This window comes from Rhodopseudomonas palustris (genome assembly GCF_003031265.1).
In the GTDB taxonomy this organism is placed as follows: domain Bacteria; phylum Pseudomonadota; class Alphaproteobacteria; order Rhizobiales; family Xanthobacteraceae; genus Rhodopseudomonas; species Rhodopseudomonas palustris_H.
In genome coordinates this window covers 1,125,339-1,144,274 of record NZ_CP019966.1, presented here as the reverse complement: position 1 = coordinate 1,144,274, position 18,936 = coordinate 1,125,339, and the positions used below count along the sequence as shown (strand labels likewise).

General features: G+C 66.1%; 15 protein-coding genes. 1 reads left to right on the top strand and 14 read right to left on the bottom strand.

Annotation, left to right across the window (positions count from 1 at the left end; translation table 11 throughout):
- Nucleotides 1–9: 9 nt before the first annotated feature.
- The 7 genes from RPPS3_RS05285 to RPPS3_RS05255 all read right to left on the bottom strand — a co-directional run bounded on the left by RPPS3_RS05285 (nucleotide 10) and on the right by RPPS3_RS05255 (nucleotide 7,747).
- The gene (locus RPPS3_RS05285) at nucleotides 10–723 is read right to left on the bottom strand and encodes an ABC transporter ATP-binding protein (RefSeq protein WP_107346447.1); all 714 of its coding nucleotides are present in this window, start codon (nucleotides 721–723) and stop codon (nucleotides 10–12) included.
- The gene (locus RPPS3_RS05280) at nucleotides 704–1,468 is read right to left on the bottom strand and encodes an ABC transporter ATP-binding protein (protein WP_107343159.1); all 765 of its coding nucleotides are present in this window, start codon (nucleotides 1,466–1,468) and stop codon (nucleotides 704–706) included. Before RPPS3_RS05280 ends, RPPS3_RS05285 begins: the two co-directional genes overlap by 20 nt.
- Complete coding sequence (locus RPPS3_RS05275; RefSeq protein WP_107343158.1) at nucleotides 1,465–2,463, bottom strand: branched-chain amino acid ABC transporter permease; 999 nt, start codon at nucleotides 2,461–2,463, stop codon at nucleotides 1,465–1,467. Before RPPS3_RS05275 ends, RPPS3_RS05280 begins: the two co-directional genes overlap by 4 nt.
- 1 nt (nucleotide 2,464) lies before the next feature.
- Nucleotides 2,465–3,331, bottom strand: coding sequence for a branched-chain amino acid ABC transporter permease (locus RPPS3_RS05270; RefSeq protein WP_107343157.1), 867 nt, complete (start codon nucleotides 3,329–3,331; stop codon nucleotides 2,465–2,467).
- Between the two features lie 376 nt (nucleotides 3,332–3,707).
- Nucleotides 3,708–4,880, bottom strand: coding sequence for an ABC transporter substrate-binding protein (locus tag RPPS3_RS05265; RefSeq protein WP_107343156.1), 1,173 nt, complete (start codon nucleotides 4,878–4,880; stop codon nucleotides 3,708–3,710).
- A 46-nt stretch (nucleotides 4,881–4,926) separates the two neighbouring features.
- Nucleotides 4,927–6,357 (bottom strand): glutamine synthetase family protein, encoded by a 1,431-nt coding sequence (locus RPPS3_RS05260; RefSeq protein WP_107343155.1) that lies wholly within the window; start codon nucleotides 6,355–6,357, stop codon nucleotides 4,927–4,929.
- A gap of 31 nt (nucleotides 6,358–6,388) precedes the next feature.
- Entirely contained in the window at nucleotides 6,389–7,747 is a 1,359-nt protein-coding gene (locus tag RPPS3_RS05255; RefSeq protein ID WP_107343154.1) for an aromatic ring-hydroxylating dioxygenase subunit alpha, read from the bottom strand.
- Between the two features lie 359 nt (nucleotides 7,748–8,106).
- Between RPPS3_RS05255 and RPPS3_RS05250 the strand changes: the two genes are divergently transcribed.
- Nucleotides 8,107–8,898 (top strand): IclR family transcriptional regulator, encoded by a 792-nt coding sequence (locus RPPS3_RS05250; RefSeq protein ID WP_107343153.1) that lies wholly within the window; start codon nucleotides 8,107–8,109, stop codon nucleotides 8,896–8,898.
- A 21-nt stretch (nucleotides 8,899–8,919) separates the two neighbouring features.
- On the opposite strand, the gene RPPS3_RS05245 is transcribed toward RPPS3_RS05250, so the two are convergent.
- The 7 genes from RPPS3_RS05245 to hypF form a co-directional block, all read right to left on the bottom strand.
- Complete coding sequence (locus RPPS3_RS05245; protein WP_107346446.1) at nucleotides 8,920–11,307, bottom strand: PAS domain S-box protein; 2,388 nt, start codon at nucleotides 11,305–11,307, stop codon at nucleotides 8,920–8,922.
- A gap of 107 nt (nucleotides 11,308–11,414) precedes the next feature.
- Nucleotides 11,415–12,767 (bottom strand): sensor histidine kinase, encoded by a 1,353-nt coding sequence (locus tag RPPS3_RS05240; RefSeq protein ID WP_107343152.1) that lies wholly within the window; start codon nucleotides 12,765–12,767, stop codon nucleotides 11,415–11,417.
- Nucleotides 12,757–14,205, bottom strand: coding sequence for a sigma-54-dependent transcriptional regulator (locus RPPS3_RS05235; RefSeq protein WP_107343151.1), 1,449 nt, complete (start codon nucleotides 14,203–14,205; stop codon nucleotides 12,757–12,759). Before RPPS3_RS05235 ends, RPPS3_RS05240 begins: the two co-directional genes overlap by 11 nt.
- 40 nt (nucleotides 14,206–14,245) lie before the next feature.
- Nucleotides 14,246–15,292, bottom strand: coding sequence for a hydrogenase expression/formation protein HypE (gene hypE / locus RPPS3_RS05230; RefSeq protein ID WP_107343150.1), 1,047 nt, complete (start codon nucleotides 15,290–15,292; stop codon nucleotides 14,246–14,248).
- Entirely contained in the window at nucleotides 15,289–16,431 is a 1,143-nt protein-coding gene (gene hypD, locus RPPS3_RS05225; RefSeq protein WP_107343149.1) for a hydrogenase formation protein HypD, read from the bottom strand. Before hypD ends, hypE begins: the two co-directional genes overlap by 4 nt.
- A complete protein-coding gene (locus tag RPPS3_RS05220) occupies nucleotides 16,428–16,661 on the bottom strand; it encodes a HypC/HybG/HupF family hydrogenase formation chaperone (RefSeq protein WP_107343148.1) in 234 nt (77 codons plus the stop codon). The genes hypD and RPPS3_RS05220 overlap by 4 nt, the downstream gene beginning before the upstream one ends.
- Nucleotides 16,661–18,934, bottom strand: coding sequence for a carbamoyltransferase HypF (hypF, locus tag RPPS3_RS05215; RefSeq protein ID WP_107343147.1), 2,274 nt, complete (start codon nucleotides 18,932–18,934; stop codon nucleotides 16,661–16,663). Before hypF ends, RPPS3_RS05220 begins: the two co-directional genes overlap by 1 nt.
- Nucleotides 18,935–18,936: the final 2 nt, after the last annotated feature.

Sequence of the window (18,936 nt, the reverse complement as noted above, 5' to 3'; positions counted from 1 at the left end):
GCCGCGGCCTCAGCCGATACCGACACCGAGCAGACGGTCGGCCAATTCCCGATCGGCCCTGAACTCCGCCGCCTGGCCACGCCAGACGATCCGGCCGCGCTCGACCACCAGCACGTCGTCCGCGAAGTCGAGTGCGCGCTCGATCTGCTGTTCGACCAGCACCACGGTCATCTCGCCGGACTGCGCGAGCTTGACGATGGTCTCCATCAGCTGATCGCAGATCACCGGCGCGAGGCCCTCGAGCGGTTCGTCGAGCAGCAGCACGGTCGGCTTGCCGAGCAGCGTGCGCGCCAGCGACAGCATCTGCTGCTCGCCTCCGGAGAGTTGCATGCCGCCGTGGTTGCGGCGTTCCGCGAGCCGCGGAAACATCGCGTACACCGACTCGAGTTCGGACCGCGGCCGGCCCTTCAGTCCGGTGAACAGGTTTTCCTCGACGGTGAGTGAGCGAAATACGTCGCGAGTCTGCGGCACGTAGCCGAGGCCTGCGGCGGCCCGCGCATAGGTCTTCAGCCCCGTCACCTCGCGTTCGCCGATCCGAACCGTCCCGCCCTTGTGGGTGGTCAGTCCCATCAGCGTCGCCAGCAGCGTGGTCTTGCCGACGCCATTGCGGCCGAGCACGGTCAGCCGCCCGCCTGCCGGCACTGCAAAGCTGATGTCGCTCAGGATGCTCACCGAGCCGTAGCCGGCCGCGAGACCTTGAACTTCAAGACGTGCGGCGGGCATCGGCATAGTTTCCCAGATAGGCCGCACGGACGGCGTCGTTTTCCTTCACCTCGGCGGGCGTGCCTTCGAAGATCAGCGCGCCATTTGCCAGCACCAGCACGCGCTTCGCAAATTTGAACACCAGATCCATGTCGTGCTCGATCATCAGGATCGCGATCTCCGGCGACATGCGGCCGATCGCTTCGAGAATCCGCGGCGACTCGTCGTGCGGCACGCCGGCCGCAGGCTCATCCAACACCAGCACCCGCGGCTTCATGGCAAGACCGATCGCCAGATCGAGCAGCCGCTGCTGGCCGTAAGCCAACTTGGTCACCGGCGTCGCCGCCAGATGGCCGATGCCGAGCAGGCCGAGCACGCTCTGCCACTCGTCGCGGACGTCGGCCTTGTCCATCACCGAGGAGAACATCCGCTTGGTCAGGCCGCGGCGCTGCATCACCGCCAGCGCGACGTTCTCGGCGACCGTGAGGCTGGTGAACAGCCGCGTCACCTGGAAGGTGCGTACCAAGCCGCCGCGGACGCGCTCAGGGATCGAGGCGGTGGTGACGTCCTGGCCCGCCAGCAGGATACGGCCGTCGGACGGCGCCAGATCTCCGGAGAGCTGATTGACCAGCGTGGTCTTGCCGGCACCGTTCGGCCCGATCAGCGCGACGCGATCGCCGCTCGCCAGCGAAAAGGAGACGTCGTCGGTGACGCGCAGACCGCCAAACGATTTCGACAGACGCTGGACTTCGAGCAGGGTCGTCATCGCGCCGCCCTCGCCTGCCGGAAATCGCCGATCCGCCGGGTCAGTTCGTTGACCAGCCCCTTGGGGAAGAACAGCACCACCACGATCAGCAACACGCCGACCAGGATCATCCAGTGGAACGGGCTCGCGGTCGAGACGTAGTGGTGAAACAGCTCGAACAGGATCGCGCCGATCAACGCGCCCCACAGATTGCCGGCGCCGCCGAGGATCAGCATGATCAGCGCTTCGGCGGAGCGTTCGAAGCCGACGCTGTCGAGCCCGACCACGCCGGTATTGATCGCCGTCAGCGCACCGCCGAGCCCGGCGACGGCGCCGGCGACGCAGTACATCACCACCAGCCGCGGATACACCGAAACGCCGATCATCCGCGTCCGCAGCGTGTCGTCCTTGATGGCACGGCACATCAGCGCGAATGGCGAGCGGGCGAACCGCAGCAGCGTCACCATCGTCACCAGCAGCACGATCACCGAGAACACGTAGCCGGTGCGGCCGAACATGTCGAAGTTGAAGATTCCGAACACCGGGCTCGGCGAGATGCCGGCAAGGCCGTCGCTGCCGCCGGTGATCGACGACAGCTTGTTGGCGAGCGCGGCGACGAGCTGACCGAACGCGATCGACAGCACGAGCTGGGGCAGACCGCGGAAGCGCGTCACCAGCAGGCCCGAGACCAGCCCGGAGGCCGTGCCGGCAAGCGCACCGATCAGCAGCATCAGGATCGGATCGGTGACGCCGGCGAGACAGAAATTGCCGGCCGCATAGGCGCCGACGCCGAACAGCGCTGCATGGCCGAGCGTGGCGACGCCGCAATAGCCGGTGACGAGATCCAGCGAGATCACCAGGAATGCGAGGCCGATCACGCGGATCAGGAAGGCGAGGTCGTCGGGATAGACGAAATACCCGATCGCCCCGAGCGCGGCGATCACCGCGGCGGCGATCAGGTCGTTGCGAAGACCGGCCCAGGCCGACGGCGCAGCAGTGACGGACAAGGTCGCCATCTTAGTGCGCCTTTCCGAACAGGCCGTGCGGGAACACGTAAACGATCACGATCACCGCGACATAGAAAAAGAACTCGCCGAACTCCGGCGCCAGATATTTGCCCGTGGTGTCGGCAAGGCCAAGCAGCAGCGACGCCGCCATCGCACCGGTCACCGAGCCGGCGCCGCCGACCGAGACCACGACCAGGAAGGTCACCATGTAGCGCAGCGCGTAGAACGGCTCGACCGGCAGCAGCTCGGCGCCGACCACGCCGCCAAATGCCGCGAGGCCGACGGCCAGCGCGAAGGTCGCCGAATAGACGATCTGGGTGCGGATACCAAGCGCCTCGGCCATATCGCCGTTGTCGACGGCTGCGCGCAGCCTGACGCCGAATTCGGTTTTCTCGATCATCAGCCACAACGCTACCGCGGTGACGACACCGCAGCCGATCACGAATAGCCGGTGCGCCGGGATCATGCGAAAGCCAAGATCGAACGGTCCCTTCAGCATCTCCGGCAGCGGGATCGGCTTCGAGGTCGGACCGAAAATGTAGTTGGCGATGCCGACGATGAAGAAGGTGATGCCGATCGTTAGCAGGATCTGGGTCAGTTCATCGGAGCGACGATAGATCCGCCGGTACAGCAGAAATTCGAACGGCACCGAGATGATCACTGCACCGATCACCGCGATCAGGATGGCGATCGGATAGGATACGCCGAGCGAGGTCAGCGCGAACGAGGCGAGGTAACCGCCGATCATCGCGAACGCGCCGTGTGCGAGATTGACCACCCGCATCAGGCCCATCATGATCGACAGGCCGATCGAGATCGTGAACAGCACCATGCCGTAGGCCAGTGCGTCCGGCAGGATTCCGAGAATCGTCCTCATCACAGGGCCGCTCGCGCGGACGCCGCCGATTCCGTTCGATTCGATCCAGCCTTCACCAATCTCACTCCCGACTCGACTTCACGCCGCTTTGCAAGAGCGCCTCACCGATTGATCGAGGCGCTATCGCCCATTCCACATTGCACTGTGTCCTCATCCTGAGGAGCCCGGCGAAGCCGGGCGTCTCGAAGGATGGGGCCACGCGTTCCTTGCGGCCCATGGTTCGAGACGGCGCTTCGCGCCTCCTCACCATGAGGGGGTGGTCGCGGCAACCAGCCCGACAGCCAGCCTGATTCTACGACGAACTGAACCGATCTAGTCGACCGGAGCCCTCCGCGCCAAGTCACGAACGAAGGCGCGAAGGGCTCAAAGTTTCGGCTTACTGCTTAACAAGTCCCCAGTCCGGCTGATCCTTGAAGGTCTCAATCTCCTTATTGATCAGCTTGCCGTCCTTCTTTTCCACTTCGCGCAGATAGACGCTCTGGGTGATGTGGCGGGTGGTCGGATCGATCGACACCGGGCCGCGCGGGCTGGTCCACTTCATGCCTTCGACAGCCTTGACCGCCTTCTCGGGATCCTGCTTGCCGCCGGTGGCCTCGATCATCTTGTAGATCAGACGGGCACCGTCATAGGCCGCAACCGAGGTCATGGTGACGTCGCTGAGCTTGGCGCCACCCTTTTCGAGCTGGGCCAGGAACGCCTTGTTCTCGGGCGAGTCGTGCGACACCGCGTAGTGATAGGTCGAGAGGATGCCGATGCCGGAATCGCCGATATTCGGCAGATCGGGCTCGGTCACCACGTCGCCGGTCGACATCAGCTTGACGCCGCCCGCCTTCAGGCCGTTATCGATATAGGCTTTGACGAAGCCGAGGGTCGGCGGACCGGCCGGCAGGAAGGTGAAGATCATGTCGGCGCCCGAATCCTTGATCCGCTGCATGATCGGACCGAAGTCGGTGGTGGCGAGCGGCATCCGGATCGCCTCGACGACGCTGCCGCCTTCAGCCTCGAAGGTCTTCTTGAACGCGGTCTCGGCGTCGATACCCGGACCGTAATCGCTGACGGCGATCGCGACCTTCTTGGCGCCCTTCTGCTTGGCAACCTTCGCGGCCGGCACCGTGTTCTGGAACATCGTGAACGAGGTGCGGACGATGTAGGGGCTCTTTTCGGTGATCGAGGAGGTCGCCGCGTTCAGCACCACCATCGGCACCTTGGCTTCCTGCAGCAGCGGCGCCACCGCCATCGCGTTCGGCGTGAAGTACAGGCCGGCGATGTACTGCACCTTCTCCTTGACGATCAGCTCCTGCGCCAGCGCCTTGGATTGCGCCGGATTGGGCGAGACCTCGTCACGATAGACGAACTCGACGGTGTGGCCGCCGACCTTGTTGCCGTGCTCGGCGACCCAGGCGTCGATGCCCATCTTGAAGTTCTGGCCGAACAGCGCGTACGGCCCGGACATGGTGCCGATCACGCCGACCTTGATGGTATCGGCGTGGGCGCCTGCCGCGACGAACGACAAGGCCGCGGCCGCGCAGACCGATCGAAGTCCCTTCATGTTGTGCTTCCTCTCCTCTGGCTGACGAAATTGGTGCCGCTGATCGCTAGAACATCTCGAAATATTCGCGCTGCTCCCACTCGGTGACTTCCGCCTGGAAACGCTCGATCTCGGCATTCTTGATGAAGGTGTAGTAGTCGATGAACCCGTCGCCCATCGTGGTGCGGAAGAACGGATCGTCGCGCAGCGCGAAGATCGCCTCGCGCAGCGACTTCGGCAGCAGGTCCGCCTGGGTCTCGTAGGGCGTGTCCGCCGAAGGACCCGGATCGAGCTTGCGGTCGACGCCGTCGAGGCCGGACAGGATTTGCGAGGCCATATACAGATACGGATTGGCCGCCGGCTCGCCGACCCGGTTCTCCATCCGGGTGGCGCGGTCGCCGGGACCGCCGAGGACGCGGATCATCACGCCGCGATTGTCGCGGCCCCAGATCGCGCGATCCGGCGCCAGCGAATACGAGCGATAGCGCTTGTAGCCGTTGATCGTGGGCGTGGTGAACACGGTCGCGGCGCGGGCGTGGTGCAACAGACCGGCGAGATAGTGTCTGCCGAGATCGGACAACACGTCGGTCTGCGACACGAAGGCGTTGCTGCCGTCGGTCCGCGACACCAGCGACTGATGCAGGTGCCAGCCCGACGACACCACGTTGGGAATCTTCGGCCGGCACATGAAGGTGGCGTGGTAACCATGCCGGCGGCAGATCTGCTTCACCGCGCTGCGGAACAGCACCATCAGGTCGGCGGGCATCAGCCCGACGGTGGGCTGGAAGGTGAATTCACACTGGCTCGGCCCGAACTCGACTTCCATCGAGCGCAGCGGCAGGCCGAGCGCCATCACGTCATGACGGATCAGGTCGAGCACCGGCTCGATCTGATCATAGCGCTGCTCGGTGAGATACTGATAGCCGTGCGACAGCAGGCTGACGCTCGGTGGCTCGCCGGGCTGGCCGGCGTGCTCCGGCGACATCATTACGTCTTCGAGCTTGAAGACGTGGAATTCGACTTCGAGCCCGGCCATGTAGTCGTAGCCGCGGTCGGCGAGCTGCTTCAGCACCGACCGGTAGAGGCCGCGCGTTGCGAACGGCACCGGCTGACCATTGCCGAAATACAGATCGCACAGCACCCAGCCGGTCTTCGGCGCCCAGGGCAGGACGCGGAAGGTGGTCGGATCAGGCAGCATGATGGCGTCGGCGCCGCCTTCCATCTCCTTGATGCCGAAGCCGCCGCCGGCCTTGAACACCGGAAACACGGTGCGGTGCGAGGTGTCCTTGCACAGCATCGTGGTGGTGATCGAAGCGCCGCTGTCGAGACAGCTCAGCGCCTCGGCGGCGATCAACGTCTTGCCACGCAGGATGCCGTGCTGATCGGGGAACGAGAACCGGATGGTCTCGAGCCCCTGCTCTTCGGCGATCCGCCGTACCCGCGCCGCTGCTTCGATCTGCTCGTCGGACCAGAGGCCGTACTTCTCAACCAGACTCAACGTTCGATCCTCGATCCGTTGCCGCGCCGTCTCATTCCGCTGCCGTCAGATGCGGCACCTTCGCCGCGATCTCGGACGGCACCGGCGCGGCCCACGGCGCGCCGCGGCGACGCTTGACGTCGACCTCCATCCAATAGGTTTCCCAGCCGCGGCTCGGGCCGATGCCGTCCATTGTGGCCGGTCCCTGGATCGCGCGGGCCGCGGCCTCGTCGAGCGCCAATAGCGGCTTGGCGCCGGAGGCGGCCTTTTCGATCTCCTGCCGCAGCAGCCGGCGATACTGAATGATCGCCTTGTCGGACTGCCCGAGATGTTCGCGCGTACGATCCTGAATCGCGCCCATCGACTCCACCGCCCACTGGTCGTGCACGTTGATGTCGAGACCCATGCCGGTGTAGGTCGACGTCGCCTGTTCGTGCGGATCGAAACCGTAATCGTTGGTCTTGTTGCGGCGCGACTTGTAGTCCGGCAGCTCGTACAGCTCGAGACGTTGGTCGCGCATCTTCACCTTGTCGACCGGCGCGGCATAGCTGGTGAAAATCGCGTACCAGTAGCAGTTGGTATCGTCGACCGGGACGTGCCATTGCGTGATCGTCATCTCTGTGCTCATCGGGATGACGAAGCCGTGCGGAAACAACTGATTGGTGACGCGAACGTGGGTGCGTTCGTCGTCGATCTCACGCAACGCGATCAGCCGCAGGCCGTATTCGGTGTGCTCGACATTGATGATCGGCCGGTCATATTCGCGCAGCACTTTGGTCATCGGCAGATCGCTGCCGGCAGATGCGCCGCGGAATTGCTTGCCGTAGGCCTGCGAAGTGTCCTCATCCTCGAAGAAGCGATGCAGGAACGAGGCGTGCGCCGGATCGATGCCGACCTCCAGCGCCTGCAGCCAGTTGCATTCCATCAGCCCCTTGAACGCGAACACGTGGGTGTCGGGCGCGATGAAGCAATCGATCTCCGGAAACGCCGGCGGCTCGCCCGCGCCGAGATAGGCCCACAGAATGCCGCCCTTCGCGACCACCGGAAACGCGCGCTGCTTGATGTTCTTGCACAGCGGCGAGCCGGCCGGCTCGGCGGGGGTGTCGATGCAATTGCCGTCGACATCGAACAGCCAGCCGTGGAAGGCACAGCGCAGGCCGCCGTTCTCCAACCGTCCGAATGCGAGATCGGCGCCGCGATGCGGGCAATCGCGATCGATCAGGCCATAGCGGCCGGTCTCGTCCTTGAACAACACGAAGTCTTCGCCGAGCAACCGTACCGGCTTGATCGGGCGCGCGCCCTCCAGCTCGTCGACCAGCGCCGCCGGCTGCCAATAGGCGCGCATCAGCTTGCCGCACGGCGTCCCCGGCCCGACCCGGGTGATCAGATCATTCTGTTCCTGGCTCATCATGGCGTTGGCCTCCTTCGCGCAGCCTCGACGGGCCGCTTGTTGTGAGCGCAGGAGCGATCGCGGGTCAGCGAGCGCAGCAGCTGGCCGGTGCCATAGCCGCTCGAATTGATCCTGACCATCATCCGCCCTGCGCAACAAAGCGTTCGATAGACGAACATTCGTTCGTTTAGAATGAAACTGCCTCTAAAGAGCATTTCAGGCAAGAACAAATTCTCCGCGTTCCGTGCCTACGAGGATGGCAGCCGCCTAAGTCCCCGGCGAACTTGTGTTCGTTGAGCGAACAATCGTATAGCTCAGCGCTCAAAGGTCGCGGCGCCTGCCATCAGCGCCCCCGCTTCACCCCATACCGAAGTACCCGCATGCCCAAACTGAAACGAGCCGCCGACGATGTGCCAAGCGAGGGCGCCGAGTTCATCGAAAGCCTGTCGCGCGGCCTGCGGGTGATCGAGGCGTTCGGCGCCGAGAAGCGGCCGATGACGCTGAGCGATGTCGCCAAGGCGTGCGGCCTGCCGCGCGCCACCGCGCGGCGGATCCTGCTGACGCTGCAGACCTCCGGCTATGTCAGCAGCGACGACCGGCTGTTTGCGCTGACGCCGCGCGTGCTTGGTCTCGCGTCGGCGTATCTGGCGTCCAATCAAATCAGCGCGGTGCTGCAGCCGCTGATGGATCGGGTGTCGGCCAGCGCCAAGGAAGTTTGTTCGCTGGCGATTCTCGATGGCGACGACGCGGTGTTCGTGGCGCGGGCCAGCCCGGCGCGGGTGTTCTCGGCCGGGATCGATCTCGGCTATCGGTTGCCGCTGTTCTGCACCTCGGTCGGCCGCGTTCTGCTCAGCCGGCTTGATAATAACGAGCTGACCGCGACGATCGGCGCGATGACGCTGACCAAGCAGACCGAAGACACCATCACAGACAAGCAGACGGTGATCGCAACGATCATCGCCGATCGCACCAAGGGATACTCGCTGGTCGATCGCGAAGCCGAGCCCGGCTTCCGTTCGGTCGCGGTGCCGATCCGGCGCTACGACGGCACGATCGTCGCCGCCGCCAATATCGGCGCCCATGTCGACCGCATCACCACCGGCGAAATGATCGACCGCTTCCTGCCGCTGCTGCAGGCGATGGCCGAAGAGGCCCGGCCGCTGATGATGTAGTACGCCGACCGCGTACTTGTATCATCCGGTCGGCCGCGCCCTGCGCTCGGAAATCGCCCGCCGCAGCACGCGCGAGATCGCCTCGACCGAATACGGCTTCTGCACCAGCTCGAAGCCCTGGTGCGCGTTCTCAGCGAGCACGCTGCTGTAACCGCTGGTCAGTACCACCGGCAGGCCGGGATAGCGCTCGCGGATGATGGTGGCGAGTTCGACGCCGTTCTTGCCGGGCATGATCACGTCCGAGAACACCAGGTCGAACGCGAACTCGTCCTCGGCTAGCGCCGCCAGCGCCTCGTCGGCGGATTTCGCCCATTTGATGGTGTAGCCGAGATCCTGCAGCAGCTCGGTCGAGAATTTCCCGACCTCGACATTGTCCTCCACCACCAGGATGCGATGGCCGAGCCCGCCGGCCGGATCGGCGCGCGACAGCGTCGCCGCCGCGGTCTGCTCCGGCGCCTGCGCCTGCGGCAGATAGATGGTGAACGTCGCGCCCTCGCCCAACGTGCTGTGCACGCTGATCTCGCCGCCGGACTGTTTGGCGAAACCGAATGCCTGGCTGAGGCCGAGCCCGGTGCCGCGACCGACTTCCTTGGTCGTAAAGAACGGTTCGAAGATCACATCGAGATTGGTCGGCGCAATGCCGCTGCCGCTGTCGGTGACCGAGATCGCCACGAACTCGCCGGGCCGCGCCGGCTGCGACCGCACCGGCGGAATTTCGTCGACGCGGCGGAGCGCGATCGACAGTCGGCCCTCGCCATTCATCGCGTCGCGGCCATTGACGGCAAGATTGACCAGCGCAGTCTCGAACTGGCCGACGTCGGCGATCGCGTAGTTCGGGCCCAAGCCAGTGTCGACGTCGATCTCGACGCGACTGCCGACCAGCGGGCGGATCAGGTTGGCGATGCTCTGGATCTGCGCCGCGACGTCGAACACAACAGGCGACAGCGGCTGCCGCCGCGCGAACGCCAGCAGTTGCCCGGTCAGCTTCGAGGCGCGATCGGCCGTATCCGAGATCGCATCGACATATCGCCGGCGGCGCTCCTCGGGCAGATCGCGCCGGCGCAGGAAGTCCACCGCGGAGCGAATGATGGTGAGCAGGTTGTTGAAGTCGTGCGCGACACCGCCGGTGAGCTGCCCGACCGCCTCCATCTTCTGCGCCTGCCGCAGCGCCTCTTCGTTGCGCCGGCGTTCGGTGGAGTCGATGCCCTCCGCCAGCACAGCCATCACGCCGCCTTGCTCATCCGACACCGGCCGCAGCGAGAAATCGATGTGCCGCGGCCCGGCCGGGAGCTGCAGCTCCAGATCGAGCTTGGCGATCTCACCCGCCCGCGCTGATCGGAACGCACGCTCAATCACCACCGGCGCGTCGGGCGTCGCGTCGAACCACGGCGTGTTCCAGAACAGCGCGCCCAGCACCTGCGCCGGTTCGGCCTGAATGCCCGCGAGTGCGGTACCGTTGACGTAGAGTAGCCGCCCCTTCAGATCGAGCAGGCCCTGATACTGGTTGGTGGTCTCCAGGATCGCGCGGAGTTGCGACTCGCTGGAATGCAGTTGTGCGGTGCGCTGCGCGATCAATCGCTCCAGCACATCGTTGACGTTGCGCAGATCGATCTCCGCCTGCTTGGCGCTGGTGATGTCATGGGCGACGCCGATGAATCCGATGTGGCGGCCGGCCGGATCCCAGCGCGGCTGCGACTCCGACCTGATCCATCGCCATTTTCCGTCGGCGCGGCGATAGCGGCCCTCGAGCACGAACGGCTGCAGCGAGGCTTCCCCGGCGACGCTGTTACGGACCACTTCGGCGACATCGTCGGGATGGATGATGCTGCGCCAGTCGAACACCAGCGCTTCCTCGTAGGGCAGTCCAATGAAGTCGCAATAGGCGCGGTTGGCGAAGCTGCGGGTGCGGTCGAGCCGGGTCACCCAGATCGGCACCGGCGCGCTGTCGGCGATCAGCTTGAAGCGCTGCTCACTCTCGCGCAGCATCTCGCGGGCGACGGCGCGATCGGTGATGTCGATATGCGCACCGACCATCCGCACCGCACGCCCCGACGCATCGCGCTCGATCCGGCCCTCGGCCGCGATCCAGCGTACTTCGCCGTCGTTCGGACGGATGATGCGATACTCGGCCGAGTAACGTTCGGAGGTGCTGTTGACGAGATCGAGAAACTGCCGCTCGGCGCGTTCGCGATCCTCGGGGTGCAGTCGGCGCACCCAATCTTCATGCGTCTCGTTGACGGCCTCCGGCGGCAGGCCGTGGATCGCCAGATACTCCGGCGAGCGGTGATTGCGGAACCCGGCGGTCAGATCCACCACCACACCGCCGACCTTGGCGATGCGCTGAACCTCCGCGAGTTCCCTTTCCCGATCGATAAGCGCCTGCTCGGACGCCGACAGCTTGTTGGTCACCTGCAGCCTCTTGGGGCCTTGTTGCGCCAAACCTAGCGCAATCTTCGGTGACGAGTCGACCTGGGACGCTCCGATTGCGATGGAACTCATCGGTTCCATCGCACGGCTTACGGCGCAGGTAGCATCAGGGTGAAGACCGCGCCGCCACCGCTGCGGTTCGCCGCCGCCAGCGTGCCGCCATGTTCGCGCGCGATGCCGTAGCTGATCCACAAGCCGAGCCCGGTACCTTCACCGACCGGCTTGGTGGTGAAGAACGGTTCGAATATCTTGTCGATCAGGCCGTCAGGCAGACCGGCTCCGTTATCCGAGATAGTGATGACGATCTGGTCGCCGTCGCGGCGCGCGACGATCTCGATCCGCGGCGCCGCCTGGCCGCGCACCGCGTCGAGCGCGTTGTCGATCAAATTGACGATAATCTGGTGGAACTGGCCTTCATTGCCGAGAATCTGCAGCTCCGGCGCAATATCGAAGGCGAAGTCGACGTGATGCGGCTTGGCCCGCGCCGCCCAGCGCACCGCGGTGCGCACCACGCGATCGACATCGACACGCAGGCTCTCGCCGCTCTTCGGGAAGCTGAGCCGCCGCAGGTTCTTGACGACGTCGGCAACCCGCATCGCACCTTCCAGCGTGCCTTCGATCAGCGAGCCGTAATCGGCGAGCAGCGCGTCGATCTTCAAGTCGCGGCGCAGCCGTTCGATCTCGGCAGGTTCGGCGCCGCGATGGATCGCGCCGAGATACGCCGACATCCGGTCGCGATAACGATCGAGCGTATGGATGTTGCCGTAGATGAAGCTGATCGGGTTATTCAGTTCGTGCGCAACGCCGGCGACCAGACGGCCGAGGCTCGCCATCTTTTCCTGCTCGACGAGCTGGCGCTGCGCATGCTGCAGCTCGCTGTGCGCGGCATGCAGCGCCTCGTAGGCGCGGCGCAGCTCGCCGATCGGCCGCCCGGTCAGCACCGCACCGAGCCGGTGCCCCGCCGGATCGCAGCGGGTGGCACCGTTGATCGCATAGAGATCGGACAGCCCGCGCTCGGTGACGAAGCGGATTTCGAGGTTGCTGATTTCGCTCGGACACTGCGCCTGCAACAGCGCGTCGATCCGGCCGCGATCGGCGGGATCGACAAGATCGGTGAGCGACCGATGCAGCAGCGTGCCGGTGCGGTCGCCGAGCAGCCGCACCGCCGCCGGATTGACCTGCAGGATGCTGCCGTGGCGGTCGCAGACGATCAGGATGTCCGACACCGACTCGATCACGCTGGAGATGAATGCCTGCGCCTCCTCCAGCGCCGCGTTCTTCTCTTCCAGATCGGTCTCGTAGCGCAGCAGGTCGGCGTAGACCTCGTCCATCTTGCGGATCACTTCGATCCACGCTGCCTCCTGGTCGCCGGCAAACGGCGACGGCAGTTGCGAGCCGACCCGGTCGATCAGACTCTCGCGACCGCCGCGATCAGACCTCATCGGCAAGACCCTTGCGCAGATCGTAGCGGCCGAGCTTGTTGCGCAGCCCGACGCGCGACAGCCCGAGCTCGCCGGCGACGCGGCTGATATTGCCGCCATGACGATCCAGCGCCTCGGCGATCATGTGCCGCTCGAGCGCTTCGATGTTGGTCTTCAGCGTTGCGCAGCCGTTGCGCACCGGCTTGAGCTGGATCGGCTCGCCGCCCTGCCGCACCCGCGGCGACAGATCGCCTTCCTGCAGCCGATCCTCGGTCGCCAGCACCACCATGCGCTGGATTTCGTTCTGCAGTTCGCGCACGTTGCCCGGCCAGTCGTAGTGCCGCATCCGGTTGAGGGCCGCTGGCGCGAAGCCCCCAACGTTGCGGCCGTAGGACTTGGCGACATCGGCCAGCACCTTGGCGGCGATCAGCGGAATGTCCATCGGCCGCTCACGCAGCGCCGGCATATGCAGCGGGAACGCCGCGAGCCGGTAGTACAAATCGCGCCGGAAACGGCCGGCGCGCACTTCGGCTTCAAGATCGCGGTTGGTCGCCGCGACGACGCGGACGTCGACTTTGCGGACCCGCTGCGCGCCGAGCGGACGGATCTCGCTCTCCTGCAGCACGCGCAGTAGCTTGACTTGAAACGCCGGTGAGGTCTCGCCGATCTCGTCGAGAAAGATCGTGCCGCCATCGGCCACTTCAAACAGACCGATACGGTCCTGATAGGCGCCGGTGAACGCGCCCTTCTTGCAGCCGAACAGTTCGCTTTCGAGCAGTTCGTCCGGCAACGCGCCGCAGTTCTCGACCACGAACGCCTTGCCGGCGCGCGCCGAGCCGTAATGGATCGCTCGCGCCAGCAATTCCTTGCCGGTGCCGCTCTCGCCGGTGATCAGCACCGAGATGTCGAACTCCGCAGCGCGCTTGCCGAGCTCGATGACCTCGCTCAGCGGACTGTCCGGCGCATGCACGATGCGATCGAATTCGTAAAGCTTCCGGGCGGCACCGCGCTTTTCGGTGACGACGCGCTGCGCCCGCTCCGGTGTCAGCTTGATGTCGATGCCGGCCGTCTCGGTTTCCTTTTGCAGCATGAACAGCTGCACCGCGCCGCGGACGATGTCGAGCAGCCGATCCGGGTGCCACGGCTTGGCGATATACTGATAGATCCCGGCTTCGTTGATGCCGGCGATGATGTCCTCGCTGTCGGAATAACCGGAGATGATCATCCGCACCGGGTCGGGCCAAGTCTTGCGTACGTCCTTGAGGAAGTCGACGCCGGTCTCGTACTGCATCCGCTGGTCGCACAGGATGGCGTGAACGATCTCGCTTTCCAGCACGCGCCGCGCCTCACCGGCGTCGCGCGCACAGATCACTTCGAACTCGTCGCACAGCACCCGCTTCAGCGATTCGAGCGACCGGATCTCGTCGTCGACCACCAGCACTGTCGCCTGTCCACTCATCCCCGTCGTCCCGTCACGCAACGAATTGAACCAAACACCATCAACAAATCCGCGGCAACTGCTCGCCGGCCAGCCAATCGACGATCCGGCCGCCGCCGAACGCCGTAGTCATCTGCACAAAATGATGATCGTCCTCGATCACCTCGCCGATGATCGCGGCATCGCGCCCGAGCGGATGCGCCCGCATCGCGGCGAGCAGCGTATCGGCCGCCTCGGGCGCTGCCACCGCCACCAACTTGCCCTCGTTGGCGACATAAAGCGGATCGAGCCCGAGCAGCTCGCACGCCGCCGCCACTTCGGGCCGCACCGGCACCGCATCCTCATCGAGCCGGAAGCCGACTGCGGATTGCTGCGCCAATTCGTTCAGGGTCGCAGCGAGCCCGCCGCGGGTCGGATCGCGCATAACCCGCAGGCCCTGCGGTGCAGCCGACACCATCGCAGCGACCAGCTCGTGCAGCGCGGCGCTATCGGACTGGATTGACGTCTCGAACGCGAGGTTCTGCCGCTGCGACATCACCGCAACGCCGTGGTCGCCGATGAAGCCTGACAGCAACACCTTGTCGCCCGGCCGGGCCTGCTCGGCGGACAACACCAGGTCGCGCGGCGCGATGCCGACGCCGGTGGTGGTGATGAACACGCCATCGGCCTTGCCACGCTCAACCACCTTGGTGTCGCCGGTGACGATCGGCACACCGGCTGCGCGCGAGGCCGCCGCCATGCTGTCGGCGATCCGCTTGAGGTCGGCGAACGCAAAGCCCTCCTCGATGATGAAGCCGGCTGACAGATACAGCGGCCTCGCGCCAGCCATCGCGACATCGTTGATGGTGCCGTGCACGGCGAGCGAGCCGATGTCGCCGCCAGGGAAGAACAGTGGCGACACCACATAGCCGTCGGTGGTCATCACCATCCGCCCGGCCGCGACTTCGAACGCCGCCTGGTCGTTGCCGGCGCGCAGCATCGGGTTGTCGAAGGCGGCGTGGAAAATCTCGCCGATCAGATGCGCCATCGCGCGGCCGCCGGCGCCGTGCGAGAGGTCGACGCGGCCGTGCGCGAGATCGAGCTTGCGCCGCTTGATCCGATCGCTCATGCCACCGCCCTCCGTGCGTGGTCGCGGAAGCGACCATAGGTCCAATGCGCCGCGCAGGCGCCTTCCGACGACACCATGCACGATCCCATCGGCGTCTCCGGCGTGCATAGCGTGCCGAACAGCTTGCAATCGGTCGGACGCTTGATGCCGCGCAGGATCGCGCCGCAGTCGCAGGCCGGATTGTCGGCGGCGGAGATCTCAGCCATCGCGAAGCGGCGCTCGGCGTCGAAGGCCGCATAAGCTTCGCGCAACTGAAGGCCACTCGCCGGCACGCGGCCGAAGCCGCGCCACTCGAAGCTGTCGCGCAGCTCGAAGATCGCCGCGACTTCTGCCTGCGCGATGCGGTTGCCCTCCGGCGTCACCGCGCGGATGTACTGGTTCTCGACGACATGGCGGCCGTCGTTGACCTGCTGCACCAGCATCAGGATCGACTGCATCACATCGAGCGGTTCGAACCCGGCGACCACCACGGGCTTGGCAAAATCACGCGCGAACTCCGCAAACGCATCGGCACCGATCACCGCACTGACATGCGCGGGACCGATGAATCCGTCGAGGCGTGGCCCCGGCTGGCCGGCGAGATCGGGATGTTCGAGGATGCCGCGGATCGCCGGCGGCGTCAGCACGTGATTGCAGAACACGCTGAAATTGCTGAGCCGCTTGGCGGCCGCGAGCTTGATCGCCAGCGCGGTCGGCGGCGTCGTGGTTTCGAAACCGATGGCGAAAAACACCACCTCGCGGGTCGGCTCCGCCTCGGCGATAGCGACCGCATCCAGCGTCGAATACACCATCCGGATGTCGGCGCCGGCCGCCTTGGCGCGCAGCAGCGAGGTGCCGTGCGAACCCGGCACCCGCATCAGGTCGCCATAGGTGCACAGCGTCACCTCCGGGCGCTGCGCGAGCCGGATCGCCATGTCGATCCGTCCGACCGGCAGCACGCAGACCGGGCAGCCCGGTCCGTGCACCATCCGGACGTTCGACGGCAGCAGATCTTCCAGGCCATAGCGCGAGATCGCGTGGGTATGGCCGCCGCAGAACTCCATGAAGTGATAGCTGCGCGACGGATCGGCCGCCTGCGCGATTGCCGCCGCGATCTGCCGCGCCACCTTGCCGTCGCGATACTCGTCCACGTATTTCATCGCGCCGCCTCCGCCGATTGGCCCATCTCCGCGAGCAGCGCCAGCGTCTGTTTCGCCTCGTCCGGGTCGATCCGGGTCAGCGCGAAGCCGACATGCACCACGACGTAGTCGCCGACCGCCACGCCTTCGACCAGCGCGACCGACACCACCTTGCTCACGCCGTCGAGCGACACCCGCGCCATCTGCTCGGGCAGCAGCTCGACCACTTCGGCCGGAATGGCGAGACACATCAGTGCGGCTCCTTGCTGGCAGTGAGATGTTGTCCGGCGATCCAGGCCTGACCAAGGCTGAGGCCGCCATCGTTCGGCGGCACCTGCCGGGCGAGCAGCGGCGTCAGCCCCCGCGCCCGCAGCCGTGCCGCCAGATCTTCGCTCAGCACGCGATTGAGGAAACAGCCGCCGCCGAGCGCGATGGTGGTGAGTCCACTCTGCTCCGCCGCCTGCACGGCCCACTCGGTCAGTGCGGCCGAGAGCGTGCCGTGGAACAGTTCGGCGCCGTCCCGCGGATCAATCCGCAACGTCGCCAGATGGGCGAGTAGCGGCGAGAGATCGAGCGTGCTGGCGCCGATCTCCCAGCCGCCGCCCAGCACGCGCGGGATTTGCACCAGCGCTTCGAGCTGCATGGCCGCCTGGCCTTCGTGGCTTTGCACGGCGCAGACGCCGAGCAGGCCGGCGGCGGCATCGAACAGCCGGCCGGCGCTGGTGGTGGTGGCGCAGCCGTGATTGGCGAGCATCGCGGCGAGCGCAGCGGCGCGAGGGTAATCGACGAAGCGCGATGCGATCTCGTCGTCGCGCCCCAGCGCGTGCAGCGCAGCCGCCGCCATCCGCCACGGCTCGCGTGCCGCCGCATCGCCGCCCGGCAGCGCCAATGGTTTCAGATGGCCCAGCCGGGTGAACCGGGCGCCGTCGACACTCAGCAGCTCGCCTCCCCAATTGCCGCCGTCGCTGCCGAGGCCGTGACCGTCGAGCACCAAACCGAGCAGCGGCGTGTCGATGCCGTGCTCGGCGGCGATCGAGGCGACATGGGCGTGGTGATGCTGCACGGCAATCAGCGGCAGCGCCAAATGGTCGGCGGCGAGGCTCTCGGCAAACCGGGTCGAGGCGAAGTCGGCGTGCAGATCGTGCGCGATCGCGGCGGGCTTCACGCCGACGAGACGCATCAGGTGATCCACCGTCTCTTCAAAGAACCGCACGGTTTCGGCGGTCGCGAGATCGCCGACATGCTGCGACACGAACGCTTCGCGGCCGCGGGTCAGCGTGATGGTGTTCTTCAAGTAAGCGCCGACCGCCAGCACCGGCGGCATCTGGCGCGGCAGTGTGATCGGGCGCGGCGTGAACCCGCGTGCGCGGCGGATGAATGACGGCGCGCCATCGATCACCCGGACGACGCTATCATCGGCACGCACGACGATGCCTCGATCATGGCTGACGATCAGGTCGGCGACAGAGGCCAGCCGCCGCTGCGCATCGTCGGTCACGATCGGGTCGCCGCCGAGATTGGCGCTGGTGGCGACCACGACCAGATCGACCGGTGCGCGCTGCCACGCGCGTCCATCGGGCGCGCCGTGGGCGGCATGGAAGATCAGATGATGCAGCGGCGTATAGGGCAGCATCACGCCGACCGCATCCAGCGCGGGCGCGACCGACGGCGCCAGTGCGCCGCGATCTCGCATCAGCACGATCGGCCGCTCGACCGACGACACCAACGTGCGCTCCGCCTCGGACGCGATGACGATGCGATCGAGCGAAGCTTCGGAGGCAACCATCACGGCGAACGGCTTGGCGTCGCGGCCCTTGCGCCGGCGCAGCTCGGCGACGGTGGCTTCGTTGGTGGCGTCACACAGCAGATGATAACCGCCGAGGCTCTTCAGCGCGACGATACGGCCAACGCGCAAACACGCCACGATCTCTTCGATCGGATGGCTGAGCTGCGGGCCGCAGCGCGGGCAGGCGATCGGCTCGGCGTGAAAGCGGCGGTTGTGCGGATCCTGATAGTCGCGGCGGCAATCCTCGCACATCGTGAAGCCGGCCATCGAGGTGTTGGCGCGGTCGTACGGCAGGCCGCGCGTCAGCGTGTAGCGCGGGCCGCAATGGGTGCAATTGACGAACGGATAGAGATGAAACCGGCTCGCCGGATCGAACAGATCGTCGAGGCAGGCCTCGCAGATCGCCGCATCCGCCCCGATCCGGGTGGTCACCACCCCGCCGCGGCTCTCCGCGATGCCGAAGTCCCGCTCGCCGCGCGCCCGAACCGTTTCGGTCTCGATGGTGTCGACCCGCGCCAGCGGCGGCGCCTCACAGCGGAGCGCGACCAGGAACTCCGGCAACGCCGCACCTTCGACCTCGATCAGCACGCCTTCCGCATCGTTGGCGACGAAGCCACCGAGCTGGTAGCGCTGTGCCAGATGGTACACGAACGGCCTGAAACCGACGCCCTGTACCGCGCCGCGCACGCGCACGCGGGCGCGTTCGGCGGCAGCGGTGAGCGGCGCGGCCGGCTGCATCG